This is a genomic window from Fictibacillus sp. 7GRE50 (genome assembly GCF_015903875.1).
Taxonomy (GTDB): Bacteria; Bacillota; Bacilli; order Bacillales; family Fictibacillaceae; genus Fictibacillus; species Fictibacillus phosphorivorans.
Genome location: NZ_JACZDW010000005.1, coordinates 80,973 through 94,349 on the forward strand (window position 1 = coordinate 80,973; position 13,377 = coordinate 94,349).

Annotated in this window: 14 protein-coding genes; 3 read left to right on the forward strand and 11 right to left on the reverse strand. The window is 38.8% G+C overall.

From position 1 onward, the window contains the following. Positions 1 to 91: 91 nt before the first annotated feature. The 8 genes from IHV12_RS18925 to IHV12_RS18960 all read right to left on the reverse strand — a co-directional run bounded on the left by IHV12_RS18925 (position 92) and on the right by IHV12_RS18960 (position 7,357). Positions 92 to 511 (reverse strand): VOC family protein, encoded by a 420-nt coding sequence (locus IHV12_RS18925; protein ID WP_153238175.1) that lies wholly within the window; start codon positions 509 to 511, stop codon positions 92 to 94. An 89-nt stretch (positions 512 to 600) separates the two neighbouring features. After that, a complete protein-coding gene (locus IHV12_RS18930) occupies positions 601 to 1,911 on the reverse strand; it encodes a DUF4179 domain-containing protein (protein ID WP_197191888.1) in 1,311 nt (436 codons plus the stop codon). Then, complete coding sequence (locus IHV12_RS18935) at positions 1,904 to 2,425, reverse strand: sigma-70 family RNA polymerase sigma factor (protein WP_197191889.1); 522 nt, start codon at positions 2,423 to 2,425, stop codon at positions 1,904 to 1,906. Before IHV12_RS18935 ends, IHV12_RS18930 begins: the two co-directional genes overlap by 8 nt. Before the next feature lie 105 nt (positions 2,426 to 2,530). Beyond that, a complete protein-coding gene (locus IHV12_RS18940; RefSeq protein WP_197132451.1) occupies positions 2,531 to 3,538 on the reverse strand; it encodes a FecCD family ABC transporter permease in 1,008 nt (335 codons plus the stop codon). Continuing rightward, positions 3,535 to 4,578 carry a FecCD family ABC transporter permease gene (locus tag IHV12_RS18945; RefSeq protein ID WP_197191890.1) on the reverse strand — a complete coding sequence of 348 codons (1,044 nt, stop codon included), beginning with the start codon at positions 4,576 to 4,578 and terminating at the stop codon, positions 3,535 to 3,537. Before IHV12_RS18945 ends, IHV12_RS18940 begins: the two co-directional genes overlap by 4 nt. Before the next feature lie 29 nt (positions 4,579 to 4,607). Continuing rightward, positions 4,608 to 5,558: an iron-hydroxamate ABC transporter substrate-binding protein gene (locus tag IHV12_RS18950; protein ID WP_197132447.1), complete on the reverse strand. Its 951-nt coding sequence runs from the start codon at positions 5,556 to 5,558 to the stop codon at positions 4,608 to 4,610. A gap of 66 nt (positions 5,559 to 5,624) precedes the next feature. Next, positions 5,625 to 6,437 (reverse strand): ABC transporter ATP-binding protein, encoded by an 813-nt coding sequence (locus IHV12_RS18955; RefSeq protein WP_197191891.1) that lies wholly within the window; start codon positions 6,435 to 6,437, stop codon positions 5,625 to 5,627. A gap of 173 nt (positions 6,438 to 6,610) precedes the next feature. Beyond that, the gene (locus IHV12_RS18960) at positions 6,611 to 7,357 is read right to left on the reverse strand and encodes a L,D-transpeptidase family protein (protein WP_197191892.1); all 747 of its coding nucleotides are present in this window, start codon (positions 7,355 to 7,357) and stop codon (positions 6,611 to 6,613) included. 144 nt (positions 7,358 to 7,501) lie between these two features. Here IHV12_RS18960 and IHV12_RS18965 point away from each other — a divergent pair, with 144 nt between their 5' ends. Then, positions 7,502 to 8,071, forward strand: coding sequence for a GNAT family N-acetyltransferase (locus IHV12_RS18965; RefSeq protein WP_231620806.1), 570 nt, complete (start codon positions 7,502 to 7,504; stop codon positions 8,069 to 8,071). Between the two features lie 38 nt (positions 8,072 to 8,109). Here the strand turns inward: IHV12_RS18965 and IHV12_RS18970 are convergent, their stop codons facing one another. From IHV12_RS18970 to IHV12_RS18980, 3 genes are all read right to left on the reverse strand, one after another. Next, a complete protein-coding gene (locus tag IHV12_RS18970; protein WP_197132441.1) occupies positions 8,110 to 9,282 on the reverse strand; it encodes a toxic anion resistance protein in 1,173 nt (390 codons plus the stop codon). Next, positions 9,269 to 9,934 (reverse strand): 5-bromo-4-chloroindolyl phosphate hydrolysis family protein, encoded by a 666-nt coding sequence (locus IHV12_RS18975; protein WP_197132439.1) that lies wholly within the window; start codon positions 9,932 to 9,934, stop codon positions 9,269 to 9,271. Before IHV12_RS18975 ends, IHV12_RS18970 begins: the two co-directional genes overlap by 14 nt. Before the next feature lie 228 nt (positions 9,935 to 10,162). Next, positions 10,163 to 10,954: a DUF4240 domain-containing protein gene (locus tag IHV12_RS18980; protein WP_197191893.1), complete on the reverse strand. Its 792-nt coding sequence runs from the start codon at positions 10,952 to 10,954 to the stop codon at positions 10,163 to 10,165. A 754-nt stretch (positions 10,955 to 11,708) separates the two neighbouring features. Here IHV12_RS18980 and IHV12_RS18985 point away from each other — a divergent pair. Beyond that, positions 11,709 to 12,812, forward strand: coding sequence for a PRK06851 family protein (locus IHV12_RS18985; protein WP_197191894.1), 1,104 nt, complete (start codon positions 11,709 to 11,711; stop codon positions 12,810 to 12,812). An 88-nt stretch (positions 12,813 to 12,900) separates the two neighbouring features. Further along, positions 12,901 to 13,353, forward strand: a complete 453-nt coding sequence (locus IHV12_RS18990; RefSeq protein ID WP_197191964.1) for an SgcJ/EcaC family oxidoreductase — start codon at positions 12,901 to 12,903, stop codon at positions 13,351 to 13,353. The last annotated feature ends 24 nt before the right edge of the window (positions 13,354 to 13,377 follow it).

Genomic DNA, 13,377 nt, shown 5'->3' on the forward strand with positions numbered 1-13,377 from the left:
ACCTTCACCCTTTACAGAATATTCTTATAATTAATTGTAAAGAAAATCTATTGTTTTGGAAAGACAAAAAAGAGAACCGACTTTTAACAAGTCAGCTCTCCTTCTTCTTGTCCGGATAATCACACAGCTCAATAATCTGCCCTTGTGAATGTGCGGGGTTCATATAAATTAACCTTCTGCCAAAAGGATTTGTCCGATACGTATCTTTTAAAAAGGTATACCCTCTAGCTTCAAAGTCATCAATCGTTTGAAGAAGATCGTCCACTTCATAAGCCAGGTGATGCACACCCTTTCCCTTCTGCCTAATGAACCGCTCGATTGGAGATGTCTTACTCGTAGGTTCAAGAAGTTCAATTACCTGATTTTCAAGCTCAATCACGGCAATGTGGGTCTCTACTCCAGGCTTTTCACTTGTATATCGTTCAGTTAGCTTTCCGCCTAGTACATTCGTATAAAATTCAATGGCTTCATCTATTCGTCTCACGGCAATTCCGGTATGGTCTAGTCTCATCACGTTCACCTCATTTAACTAGCATTATAGAGGGTAGTAGGGATTTAAGCAAAAAGATAGCCCTTTATTGAAAGGACCACCTTCATAGATTATTTAATTCTAATTTTTTCGTTACCTTTGATCCACTCTGGATAAAAACTTAAGTCAATGGTTAGAGGATTTTGGGAGGGATCTATTTGAGGCAGCTCTATTCCTAGTCGGGTTGTGCCTTTTTCTTCTTCAGTACTCATGGACTGTGAGCTCACTTCAATTTCTTTACCTTGTGCATCAGTTATTGTGCTAAAGATCGCCGAATGGAAAGGTTTTTTCGTATGCAGATCAAAGACGAGCTGCCCATCTTCTTTCCTTAGATTTCTTAACTTGTTTCCATTAGGTTGTTTTAGAATCTTCATTTTTTCTGTATCCACCACAATGACTGCATTCTCTTTATCTATGGCTTGAGCACTATTTAAGACTAGATACAATTCTTTCGGTTCTTTAAAATAGTTACTTTGCAGATAAACTTCCCTCTCAGTGTCTTTATCGCCCGAACCGGTAATACCATTTGTTATATTACCCCAGACTTCATTATTTTCATCAACTAATCGTAGGTCATCAAGTTGCAGGATGTATTTTTCATTTTCATCGTTCATCTTTAATTTCACAACAGCTCGTAATGGATAGATGGTTACCTTCTCAATATTGATTTTTTGACCTTCTAAGTCCATCGTTTGTTGGACTGCATATTCTTTTTTCTTCTTAAATTCATTAAGTTTTAAATTGATTGTAAAATTCTTATCCTTTATTTTGAGATCTACAATATATTCTTTTGCTTCAATAGGAACTTCAAAGAAATATTCAATTTCGCCGCTAAACTTGGTCTCGCCTTTTTCTGATGAATGGACATCTCCGAACGAATTATATGCTTCATCCAGTGCGGTTCCATCTTTTGCTCTGATCTTTACATCATCAAACATAACCTCTTTTATTTTTTCTTTGGATTCAATCGAATAAAAAAGCACCATGCCCATTTCATCTGCTATCGTTCCATCGATAGTAACTTTCAACCCATCTTTTTCATCTGATACGCCTTGTTTTTGATAATATTTTTTTTCAACAGCTGCTATTCTTCCTTTATCATCACGGATCATACTCACTATTTTTTCCATGCCTGGTAACTCAGAAATGTAATTAGCTAAAGCCGGTGACATCTTAATAGAAGAAAATAATCCAATGAGTAAAAGAGCTGCCGCTATAAAACCAAAAGCACTTCTCTTCTTCTTAATTCTAGATTTTCGTTCTTCTGTTTTTGCCTTCTGAAATCCACTTAATATCGCCTGATCAATTGAATCTAGTGAAATCGGTATATTTTCATATTCTTTCTTCAAATCGTTTAGTTGTGCTTTCTCTCTTTCAAACATGTAGATTACCTCCTTTCTCATCTAGCTTTTCTCTTAATGCTCGTAATGCCTTATTCAGCCACGTTTTAACTGTACCTTCTGGACACTGCATCATGATCGCTATATCTTTAATCTTTACGTCATTAAAATATTTCAAGGTAAGGATTTCGCGTGACCTGTCGTCTAAATCTAACATCGCGTCCTTCAGCTCTAATTGTGTATGGTCCTCTGAAACACCTAACGAATTTAACATTTCATCATTCATGACGACTCGCTTTTTTAGTTTCAACTGATCATTACAATAGTTGATCATAATTCGAATCAACCACGTTTTGAAATAGAACTCGTTCTTTAACTTTTTTATGTTTTTGTAAGCACGATACGTAACTTCTTGAATTGCCTCGAGTGCTTCTTCTTCATTACGCAAAAAAGATAGAGCTGTCTTATATAAATCGACTTTATACGTTTGAATCAATTTCAAAAACGCCTCGTCGTTTCCTTTTATCGCTTCCTTCACTAGCTGTTCTGTCTCCAATTTCTAGCCTCCTGACCCTTACCTATATATTAGACCGTGGAAAGTAAAAAAAGTTTTATAAAAAATAAAAAAATCAGCCTTTTTAACAAAGACTGATTTCATGAGCTATTTTTTTGCAAGCAGGTACATAAAGTACGGTGCACCAATGATGGTCACAATGATTCCTGCTGGTATCCCACTTGGATCTAATACTACTCTTCCGATCGTGTCAGCTGCCAGGAGTAAGATGCCTCCGATTAATGCTGCAACGGGAAGGAAGACTTGGTGTCTCGGGCCGACTAGTGAGCGTGCGATATGAGGAGCCATCAATCCTACAAAAGCAATTCCTCCACTGACTGCAACAGAGGCTGACGCAAGTGCTACCGAGATCATGATCAAAGAAATTCGTTCTCTACTTACATTCACACCTACACCGACAGATACGTTCTCGTGCAAATTCAACGTATTTAATACATTGGATTTAAACATCGTATAAGGGATAAGCAACAAGATCCATGGCAGCAATGATAAGACAAACGTCCAATCATCGCCCCAAATCCTGCCTGCCATCCAGTTCGCCATGAACGAATAATCTTCCATATCTAATCTCGTAGATAGTGTCAATGTTGCTCCATATAAGGCGGCTGCTAAACCTACACCGACTAAGACGAGCCGGGTCGGTTCAACACCTTCACCTTTTATGTAAGACATGATGTAGATCACAAACGCTGTTAGCATACCGCCAAATAGGGCAAATAACGGCAGTACGTATAAAAAGCTTGTGGTTTCCACTGTAAAAAACATGATATACACCACAACCATCAGACCAGCACCAGCATTTATTCCTAAAATGCCAGGGTCTGAAAGCGGGTTCTTCGTGATACTTTGGAGGATGGCACCAGATACAGCGAGCCCCATCCCCGCAAGAATAGCAACGATGATACGTGGTAAACGGAACTCAAAAAGAATAAGATTCTCTCTCGGTGTTCCTTGCCCCATTATGGTTCGAAATAATTCTGAAGGTGTTAATGAAGCAAAACCAGTTGCAACACTTATAATAAAAACGGCTATCAGCAACAAGATCGCCGCAATCGTCGTTACTCTTACTCTCTTCATCTGGTGTGCATTCATCATGATAGTTTTCTCCCTCCCTTTCTTGCAAGGTAGAGGAAGAACGGTACCCCGATCATAGCGACTACTGCACCAACTGGTGTTTCATAAGGAGCGTTTACCGTTCGGGCAAACGTATCTGCTAGCACCATGAGCACACTCCCGAATATCGCGGAACATGGAATGATCCACCGATAGTCCGTTCCAACTAAGAACCGCACGATATGCGGAACCATAAGACCTACAAATGCAATAGCACCAACGAGTGAAACGGCAGCACCCGCTAAGATCAACACCACCGTCATGAGAACGATTTTCGTAAATAGAGTTCGTTGACCAAGGCCGCGTGCTACTTCTTCACCAAAGCTTAATATAGTTAACTGCCTTGAGAACATGACAGCTACAATGATTCCAACCAATACGACAGGTACGATAATTTTCAGCTGTGCCCAGTTTGTGCCTGATACACCACCTGCCGTCCAAAACGCAAGGTCCTGAGAAAGCTTAAAATATAACGCAATGCCTTCTCCTAAGGAAGAAAGCAGTGCAGAAACCGCTGCACCTGCTAACGTAATCCGGATTGGAGTCAATCCACCTCGGCTCATAGAGCCAAGCCCGAATACTAGCATCGCACCTATTCCTGCACCTATAAAAGATAGAATCATCACGGTAAGATAGTTCGCTCCTGTATTAAAAGCGAACACACAAGCGAGAGCAAGGCTTGCTCCCGCGTTCAAACCAAGTAGACCAGGGTCTGCTAACGGGTTTCTAGTCATCCCTTGCATGATTGCTCCACTTACAGCAAACGCCGCACCGACGATTGCTGCACCAAGCTCTCTCGGTAATCGTAGACTCATAATGATACGGTCAGCTTCCCTAGTAGGATCATAGTTGATCACAGCGTTCCAAACTGTCAGAAACTGAATCTTAGCGGCTCCCACAGATATCGCAAGAACGATACTCAACAAAAGAAGTGCGAACCCTAGCAATAAAATCGCTGTCCCTACCGCTGGCCTAGAATACACTTTATTCTCTTTTATAAGCTTGGTTTTTGTTTTGAACATAGCGTTTGTCCCTTTTTATAAAGTGCTTATTATTTCTTTTTCGTTAACTCTTCAACGATAATATCTAATTCTTTTTCTAGTGAAATCGGGTCATTGAAATAGAATGACTCTGAATCAAACTTAATTGCGTTACCGTTCTTCACAGCTGGCAATTCTTTCCACACATCTGACTCCATAAATGAGTTATCTGGATTTCCTGCTCCTGTTCCTACAAAGATATAATCTCCAGCGTATGTTGGGATCACTTCGGTTGAAATGGCTTTCCAGCCTGGGCCAAATACATCTTCTTCTAACTTCTTAGGAGCTTTAAGTTCTAGCGCTTGATAGATAACTTCTGTACCACGGCCCCAGTTCTCACCGTATACATACATGTCTTTTCCGTATGCTTCCATTACCATGAACGTCTTGTCTTCACCGATTGCCGATTTTACTTTTTCACGAGCATCAGCGGCTTTCTTCTTCCACTCTTCTACCCATGATTTTGCTTCTTTTTCTTTGTTAACCATCTTTCCGATCTCTACGTGCTGTTCCATGTAGTCATACTTGTCATACGTCATTGTAACCGTTGGAGCAATCTCTTCATATTTCTTAATATTTTTGTCATCAGAATACGTAATGATTAGATCTGGATCTAATTCTAGTAGTTTTTCATATGAATCAGCAGTTACCACTTCAGCTTTGTCTAATTTGTTTCCATAAAACTTGTTTGCTTTTGGGTATTCATTTACTGCTACTGGTGTGATCCCTAAGTCTAGCAAGTTACCTGCATACGTTGCAGCCATCATCGCAACACGTTTCGGTTCAGCTGGCACTTCAATCTCTTTACCTTTTTCATCTTTATAGATTCTCGTTTCTTTTTTCGACGATTCCTTCTCACCAGTGCTTGCGCCTTCTTCTGATTTATTTCCGCATGCCGCTAGTACAAACACTAAAAGTAATGTCATAAAGCTAACGAGTAATTGTTTTGATGTTCTTTTCATTTTTTTATCCCCCTATATTTGACAATAAAAATCATTCTCAATTAACTGTAAAAAAGAAAGGCGAATTTACGCCAAGTTCTCAACTAACTTTACATTCTTAATCAGATCATACGTAAGACACACTGGTTTTCTCGTCCTCGGGTCAACACCGATCTCTGCATCAATATGAAATACATTGCGTAGGACCGTACGTGTCATTACCTCTTCAGCCGTACCTTCTTTTAAAATAGATCCGTCTTTCATCGCGACCATATGATGAGCAAAGCGAGCGGCATGGTTCAAATCATGAATGACCATTACGATCGTTCTCTTCTCGTCCCGGTTCAACTGGTATAACAACTCTAGAACTTCCAATTGATGAGACAAATCCAAGTATGTAGTCGGTTCATCCAACAAGATAATATCCGTTTCCTGAGCCAATGCCATCGCGATCCATACCCGCTGGCGTTGCCCACCTGAAAGCGCGTCTACAGAACGATCTTTGAACTCAAGGACACCTGTAACGTCTAATGCCCAATCTATTACTTCAAAATCTTTTTTCGTAAGCTTTCCGAAGCCTTTTTGATAAGGAAATCTTCCGTAAGAAACAAGTTCACCGACCGTAAGTCCTTCTGGTGAATCTGGTGACTGAGGAAGAATCGCCATCTTTTGAGCAATCTTTTTCGTAGATTCTTTGCTGACGGCTTTACCATCTAGATAAACCACACCGGATTTAGGATTTAGAATGCGCGACAACGTTTTCAAAACCGTTGACTTCCCACACCCGTTAGGTCCAATGATTGTCGTGATTTTACCGTCTGGAATGGAAATGTTAAGATCCTTTACGATGTCTCGTTCACCATATGAGATTTGCAAATGCTCAGCATACAGTCTAGACACTTTATTCGCCCTCCTCTATAACAGTAATTTGAAATATATTTAAAGCATCGAACTTAATTGAAAATGATTATCAATCTCGTTCTCATTTTATTGGATATCGAGGAGTGTGTCAACGGGAATTTCATTTTAATAAAAAAATCAGCCCTTTGTCTTTCAAGGCTGATCTCCCATTATTAAAACATTCCGAGCGCTTTTTTAGTCGCTGGACCTACCACACCATCAACTGTGAGCTTCTTAGCTTTTTGAAATTTACGAACGGCAGCATCAGTGTTGGCGCCAAATATACCGTCGATTCCTTTTGTGCTGTACCCTAGATTCGTAAGCCTACGTTGAAGCTCCATGACTTCAGCTCCACGGCTGCCCTTTTTTAGATTAACGACTGAGAATACAGGCACCGTCGAACTGTTTGTTACCTTGTATCCATTCGCTGCTGCTAGAGCAGGGAATGATTTACCTGAAGTTGTGATCACAACAGGGGTATTAACCGAAATCCTAGCATATAACCACTGCACCTCGTTGTTGTACATACGGATACAGCCTGCACTTACATACTTACCTATGGAACTTGCATTATTGTTTCCATGGATGGCATACGTTGTGCCCCATGTTCCGTTTGCGTTTAAGCCTAACCATCTGTTTCCTAAGGGATTGCGCGGATCTCCACCTGGGATATTACCTGTATAATAAGGCCGATTCGTGATCTTGTTTACAATTTTAAACTTACCTTCTGGTGTGTAAGATGGCAGTTTACCTGTAGCCACTTTGAAAACCTTCGATAATTTATTATTCTCAAAATACGCTAACTGGTTTGTCGATTTATTTATGACGATAAATGATGAAGCTGCTGCCTTTGCAGGTTGAACAAGTAAGAACATGAAACCAAACATCAGTAATGCAATCAGTACTTTTTTCGTTTTCATTCTTTCTCTCCTATTCTTTATTGAAATAACAAATCCTCATATTCTATGCGAGGGTATAGGAGAAGCATTACTAATTTTGTTAAAAATTTAATCAAAAAAACATGAATAATAAGCTTGCACGATGAATAGACTGGTAGGTTATATTTGTCTTATACATATGAACAGAAAGAAGGTGGAATGATGCGAAATGTTATGTTAAAGAACACTCATAGAGTGGAAATTCGCGAAGCTGTAAGTGATGATGCAGTGAACATCATCGATTTTTATAATGTGGTTGGCGGTGAAAGTGATTTTTTATCCTTTGGAGCTGGTGAATTCAAACGAGAAATAGAGGATTATAGTAATTACATTGTCTCTGTCTCAAATGAATCGAACTCTATCATGCTGCTTGCGACAATCGGTTCAGAGATTATTGCGATTGCAACCATTAACTCATCGCAGAAGGAAAGAACCAAACATGTTGGAACATTGGGGATTGTTGTTTCTAAGTACTATGCGGGGTTGGGTTTAGGCAAAGCATTGATGAATGAACTTATAGTGTGGGCAAGACAAAATGGAATCACTAGAAAGATTAGTCTCGTAACAAACGAGCATAATACTAAGGCAATCGACCTTTATAAAAAGTTCGGTTTTGACGAGGAAGGTTTGCTGAAGCAAGATAACTTTATTAATGGAACCTATCAGAACACGGTAATGATGGGGTTGATTTTATAGTAAAAGGTACCTGCATTTAAACAGGTACCTTCTTTTGTTTATTCACCTTTAATCTCAAGCAGCTTCTGCCTTAAACCGATTTCCATCGTAGCTAGCTCTTCTTCTGCAAGACGTCGCTTTACTCGTCCCTCTTCTTGAATACGGAGTGTCTCTTCTAATGTTGAAAGAAGATTCTCCTGCGTTTTCTTTAACGTTTCAATATCAATCAAGCCGCGTTCGTTTTCTTTTGCGGTTTCAATCGTATTGGTTTTTAACATCTCTGCATTTTTTAGTAAAAGCTCGTTCGTCGTTTTGGAAACTTGTTTTTGAGCTTCTACTGCATTACGCTGCCTGATTAACGTTAATGCAATAGCGACTTGGTTCTTCCATAATGGAATAGCTGTCATGATGGACGACTGAATTTTTTCTACCAGCGCTTGGTTCGTGTTTTGAATAAGGCGAATTTGTGGTGCACTTTGAATCGTAATCTCACGACTTAGTTTTAAGTCATGTACACGTTTATCTAAACGATCGGCAAACTGAACCATATCATTTACTTCTTGGAACTTCATCTGATCGTTCGTCTGTTCAGCTACTCTTCTCATCTCAGGAATCGTAACCTGGTTTAGCTCATCCAGCTTAAGTTCTCCCGCCGCTATATATACGTTCAACGCTTGAAAATACTCTTTGTTGTTTTCATACAATTTTTCAAGCATGACGATATCGGACATAAGAACATTCTTGCTGCCGTCTAGCTTTACCGAAATACGATCAATCTGAGCTCCTGTTTTTTGATATTTTGATAGGACCTCCTGAACAGAGCCTGAGATCTTTCCGAACATGCGGCCGATCAATGTTGGTTTGTTTGACTTTAATTCTTCAGGATTCACATCTTGAAGCTTTCTCATCAAATCACCAATGATCTCACCAATCTGTCCTGTGTCTTTCTTTTTCACATGATCAAGCATCGTGTTCGAAAAGGAATGAAGCTTTGCCTGTGCAGGTGCCCCGTACGTGATCATCGTCTGGTGATTCGTCGGATCGATCTGTTTCGCCAGCTGATACGCTTTTTCTTTATTTTCTTCTGGCAGAACATCGATTAATCGTACCTGCTTGTTTTCACTAGAAGGCACAGTAGATTCTTGCTGTTCGCCAAAAGGATTTGCCAACAAGTCATCCATTAGATTTGTCGGTTCATCTGAATGGTTAAGTGGTGCATTATTTTCTTTCATTTATATCTCCTGCCTTTTTTATGGATTGGGAGTCATTTTGAGATTTAATTGAGTACTTCGCTACATCGATCTCATAATGTAAGTCATCTATATCATTTGACAATACTTGGTATAAATCCTTTTCGATCTGAACGATCAGTTCGTCTAGAGTTCTTCTCGTTTCTACTAAAGAATGTGTCAATTCCCTCGATTTTCTTGGCTGTGAGGATAGAAACATATATTTTTCAGTGAGCTCTACGGCTGAATCCAAATGAGAAAAATAGAACTGTTCAGCTTGATAAAAACGTCTTGGCTCTTTTTGGGTTAAACTCTGGATCTTTCTAACTACACGTACAAGATCCGCTCTTTGTTTTAAAGTTGGCAGGTCACGGACTGAAAACATTGCTTTTTGTAGTCTGTAAATTTTAGGTTTTGCTTCATCTAAATTTTTTCTGATGTATTTATACTCTCTTCTAGATAAGTGATGTTCACTTAGAAATCTCTGTTTTTGAAGAAGTCCTGTTGCTGTGTATGCGGCAGCTCCTCCAGCTACTGCGATTCCTGACGACAAAAGGTAGGTCTGGTCATACCCGATAATACTTGCCAGCCATACTCCTACTGAAGCTGGGATAGCAACAAACATGCGGATAAAAAAAGCTAAAAATCCGTTCATTGTAATCGACTCCTGACATAAACTCTTTACTATTCATACGGATGTAACGGTTTCTGAGTTTCGTTTAAATAAAAATTCATCTATACTATGTTTCTATTATTACCTTATCGAAACCTTCCTAAAATCACCATGGCTTTAAGAAGTAATGTGTTCTAAGACTTGAGGCGTATATAAAAAAACCCACCCCCATAATTTTAAGGGTGAGTTTTGATTTATTATGTATTTGAATTAGTATTCGATTGGAGTTTCTCCATATGCTTCCCATAAAAGCGGAAACTTTTTTCTCAATCCCTCTTCATCATCTTCGTCCCAGTCAAATTCAATTTCTGATTGAATATATTGGTTGTTTGTTAACTTATCATATACATCTTGGTACTCTTCATACTCTTGACCTGTCTTTTCTTCATACGCTTCACACGCTACAGACAATAACTCTTCAAGTTGAGGCATTTCATCTTGCTCTTCTATTAATTTTAAATAGGGTAACAGTGACTCAGGATCTTTAATAGCTGTTTCATAAGGTTCTTTTCCTAGGTATAGAAGAAACGCTCTAAAATAATCAAAACAATCGTCAGAACAACCTCCCATTATGATGTATGCTGCTGCCCATAAATCTGATGTGTATGACTTTAAATAATAGGTATTGAATATGAAATCAAACATGATGATGTCTTTAACAGGTCTCTTTGACAGCTGATATATAACCCATTCCATTTGCTCTTCAGCATCATCACCCTTTTCTTTGCATTTATCGATCAGTTCCCAGAATAGGGTTTCTGTCATGGTGGTATCTTTTAAAACTATGCTGCTTGAATCAGCGGGTACGTAGCCTTTTTTCATCTTTGAAGAAATGAGTTTATCGATTTCTTTACGACACTTCTCTTCAGATTCAAATGTTTTTGTTTTTATCGCTCCAACTGTTCCTACTTTTCCGTATGTAACCACATAGGCATTTCCTGTTTGGTTAATTTTCCAAAACTTATTAGAAGAATCATCTTGATAAGTAAGTAACACTTCCATAAGAATAACTCCCTCTTCTCGTATGTATTTTTAATTAATGCTTATAATTTTATGTTATAACAAAACAAAGACGCTGAATATGTATACATCACATAAACAGCGCCTTTAGCTTAAAATCACTTTATTCACTTAAACGTTCTTTCCTTTCTTACTAATACACAAATGCTAGTTATTGTCCCTAACTAGACTTCAATTAATTGTTCGTTCAATCAATTGCCTTGCATTAGATCTTATTTTTCCTCTACTTCTGGTAAATTCCCACACGCCCACATGCTGCGAAAATAGTTTTCACCGGCTATTTCCATCTGCAACACGATCTTAGCATGCTTCGCTCACATACGTCATTGGAATCATCCTCTTTCGTTATGTGTATTTGCGCGTTCCCACATACCCACACATCTCGAAATCAGTTTTCACTGGCTGATCTCTAACTGGATGTGATTTGATATGCTTCGCTTCCTTATTTCATTGGAATCACGCCTTCCTTTATTTGAAGTAGTGTTTCTTTGTTAACTACATATTAACCCATTCTAAATATTAATTAAATATTCAGAATAATCAATATTATGTGATTTAGGGTGTATTTATTCCACATTTTTAAGCCATGCTCCTTCATTCGTAAAATTTCTTTTTATTTCATCATATTTCAACAATTTAATTAATAAATGTGTTTTTTAGGCTTTCACCTATTCCAGCTTCCCTACATAACATGCATGTAGAAACACAACTACAAAAAAGAGGAGTGTTTTGAACCTTGACTGGAAAAATTCTGAATTATTATGCTGGCGGCAATACAGCTAGAGGTTTTCACAACTTATTTACATCAAATCTTAATGGTCTTGATCGCCTCTTTATTTTAAAAGGCGGACCTGGTACTGGTAAGTCGACACTCATGAAAGCGGTCGGGGAAAAGTGGAACAAGGAAGGCTACGATATCGAATACATCCATTGCGCTTCAGACAACGGATCCATTGATGGCGTGATTATCCGAGAACTAGGAATAGGAATAGTGGATGGTACTTCTCCACATGTTATTGAACCGAAAGCTCCAGGAGCGATCGAGGAATACGTAAATTTAGGTGAAGCGTGGGATTCTAAAAAGCTGGCCAACAAAAAGGCGGAAATTTTAAAGATTACTGATTCCATTTCTGCTGATTATCAAAAAGCATATGCGACTTACCATGAAGCGCTCCTTATCCATGATGAATGGGAAGAAATTTATATTATGAACATGAATTATGAAAAAGCAAACGACATTACGGATGAACTGATGCATCAATTTTTTTCTAAGAAAGTAAATAAAGCCGCCAACGTTTATCACCGTTTTCTAGGCGCAGCTACCCCTAAAGGTGCTGTCGATTTTGTACCTAACTTAACTGAAGGTCTGGAAAAGAGATATTTTATTAAGGGAAGACCTGGGTCTGGAAAATCAACTTTATTAAAAAAGCTGGCCGCAAATGCAGAAGCTTCAGGTTATGATGTTGAGATTTATCATTGTGGGTTCGATCCCAACAGCTTGGATATGGTGATCGTGAGAGAGCTCGGCTTTGCGATTTTTGACAGTACAGCACCTCATGAGTATTTCCCTGAACGTAAAGGTGACTCCATCATAGACATGTATGAAAAGACGATCAAAAAGGGTACGGATGAAAAATTCTTTGATAATTTAAAAGAGATCAGTGGGCGTTATTCAAAAAAGATGAAAGAAGCGATCGGATATCTAGCAGACGCAAAAAGTAAGCACGATGATTTAGAAAAGATTTATATTGCCGCGATGAATTTTTCAAGAATCGACAAAATTCATAAGAAGATTGATCTAGAAATCGAAAAACTAACCGCTGCACAACAACAAAAATAATATTTGATGCAGCCACTATTTTGAGGATGGTGGCTGTTTTGTTATGATGAACATAAGACACTTTTACATATGGAGGACAGGTTTAGTGATGCAAACAGAACATACAAAAGCTGTTGAAGATTTATATTTTAACTTCTTACATGCGTGGAACGAGCGGAATTCACGTGCAATGGCTGATTATTTTACCGAAGACGGTGAGATGGTTGGATATGATGGAAGTCAGGCATTCGGTCCTGAAGAGATTCATGCTCATCTCGAGCCCATTTTTAGCAGCTTCCCAACTCCACCTTATTACGCAAAAGTGAAGAACGTATCTTTCTTAAGCGATGAGGCTGTCATGGTTCGCGCTATTGCTGGCATGATACCAGTAGGGAAAAAGGAACTATCTCAAGAGTTAAACACACATCATACGGTAATTGCCGTTAGAGTTGAGGGGAAATGGTTCATTAAACTTTTTCAAAACACACCTGCTCAATTTCACGGACGTCCTGAGCTTTTAGATCAGATGACAGAAGAGCTTCGTGATTTGCTTCCTAAATAAAAACAAGGAAACCCGCTTAAGTTT

Coding starts and splice junctions, on each gene's coding strand:
- IHV12_RS18925 (WP_153238175.1), bottom strand. CDS start 511: ATGAGACTAGACCATACCGGAATTGCCGTGAGACGAATAGATGAAGCC.
- IHV12_RS18930 (WP_197191888.1), bottom strand. CDS start 1,911: ATGTTTGAAAGAGAGAAAGCACAACTAAACGATTTGAAGAAAGAATAT.
- IHV12_RS18940 (WP_197132451.1), bottom strand. CDS start 3,538: ATGATGAATGCACACCAGATGAAGAGAGTAAGAGTAACGACGATTGCG.
- IHV12_RS18945 (WP_197191890.1), bottom strand. CDS start 4,578: ATGTTCAAAACAAAAACCAAGCTTATAAAAGAGAATAAAGTGTATTCT.
- IHV12_RS18950 (WP_197132447.1), bottom strand. CDS start 5,558: ATGAAAAGAACATCAAAACAATTACTCGTTAGCTTTATGACATTACTT.
- IHV12_RS18960 (WP_197191892.1), bottom strand. CDS start 7,357: ATGAAAACGAAAAAAGTACTGATTGCATTACTGATGTTTGGTTTCATG.
- IHV12_RS18970 (WP_197132441.1), bottom strand. CDS start 9,282: ATGAAAGAAAATAATGCACCACTTAACCATTCAGATGAACCGACAAAT.
- IHV12_RS18975 (WP_197132439.1), bottom strand. CDS start 9,934: ATGAACGGATTTTTAGCTTTTTTTATCCGCATGTTTGTTGCTATCCCA.
- IHV12_RS18980 (WP_197191893.1), bottom strand. CDS start 10,954: ATGGAAGTGTTACTTACTTATCAAGATGATTCTTCTAATAAGTTTTGG.
- IHV12_RS18990 (WP_197191964.1), top strand. CDS start 12,901: ATGCAAACAGAACATACAAAAGCTGTTGAAGATTTATATTTTAACTTC.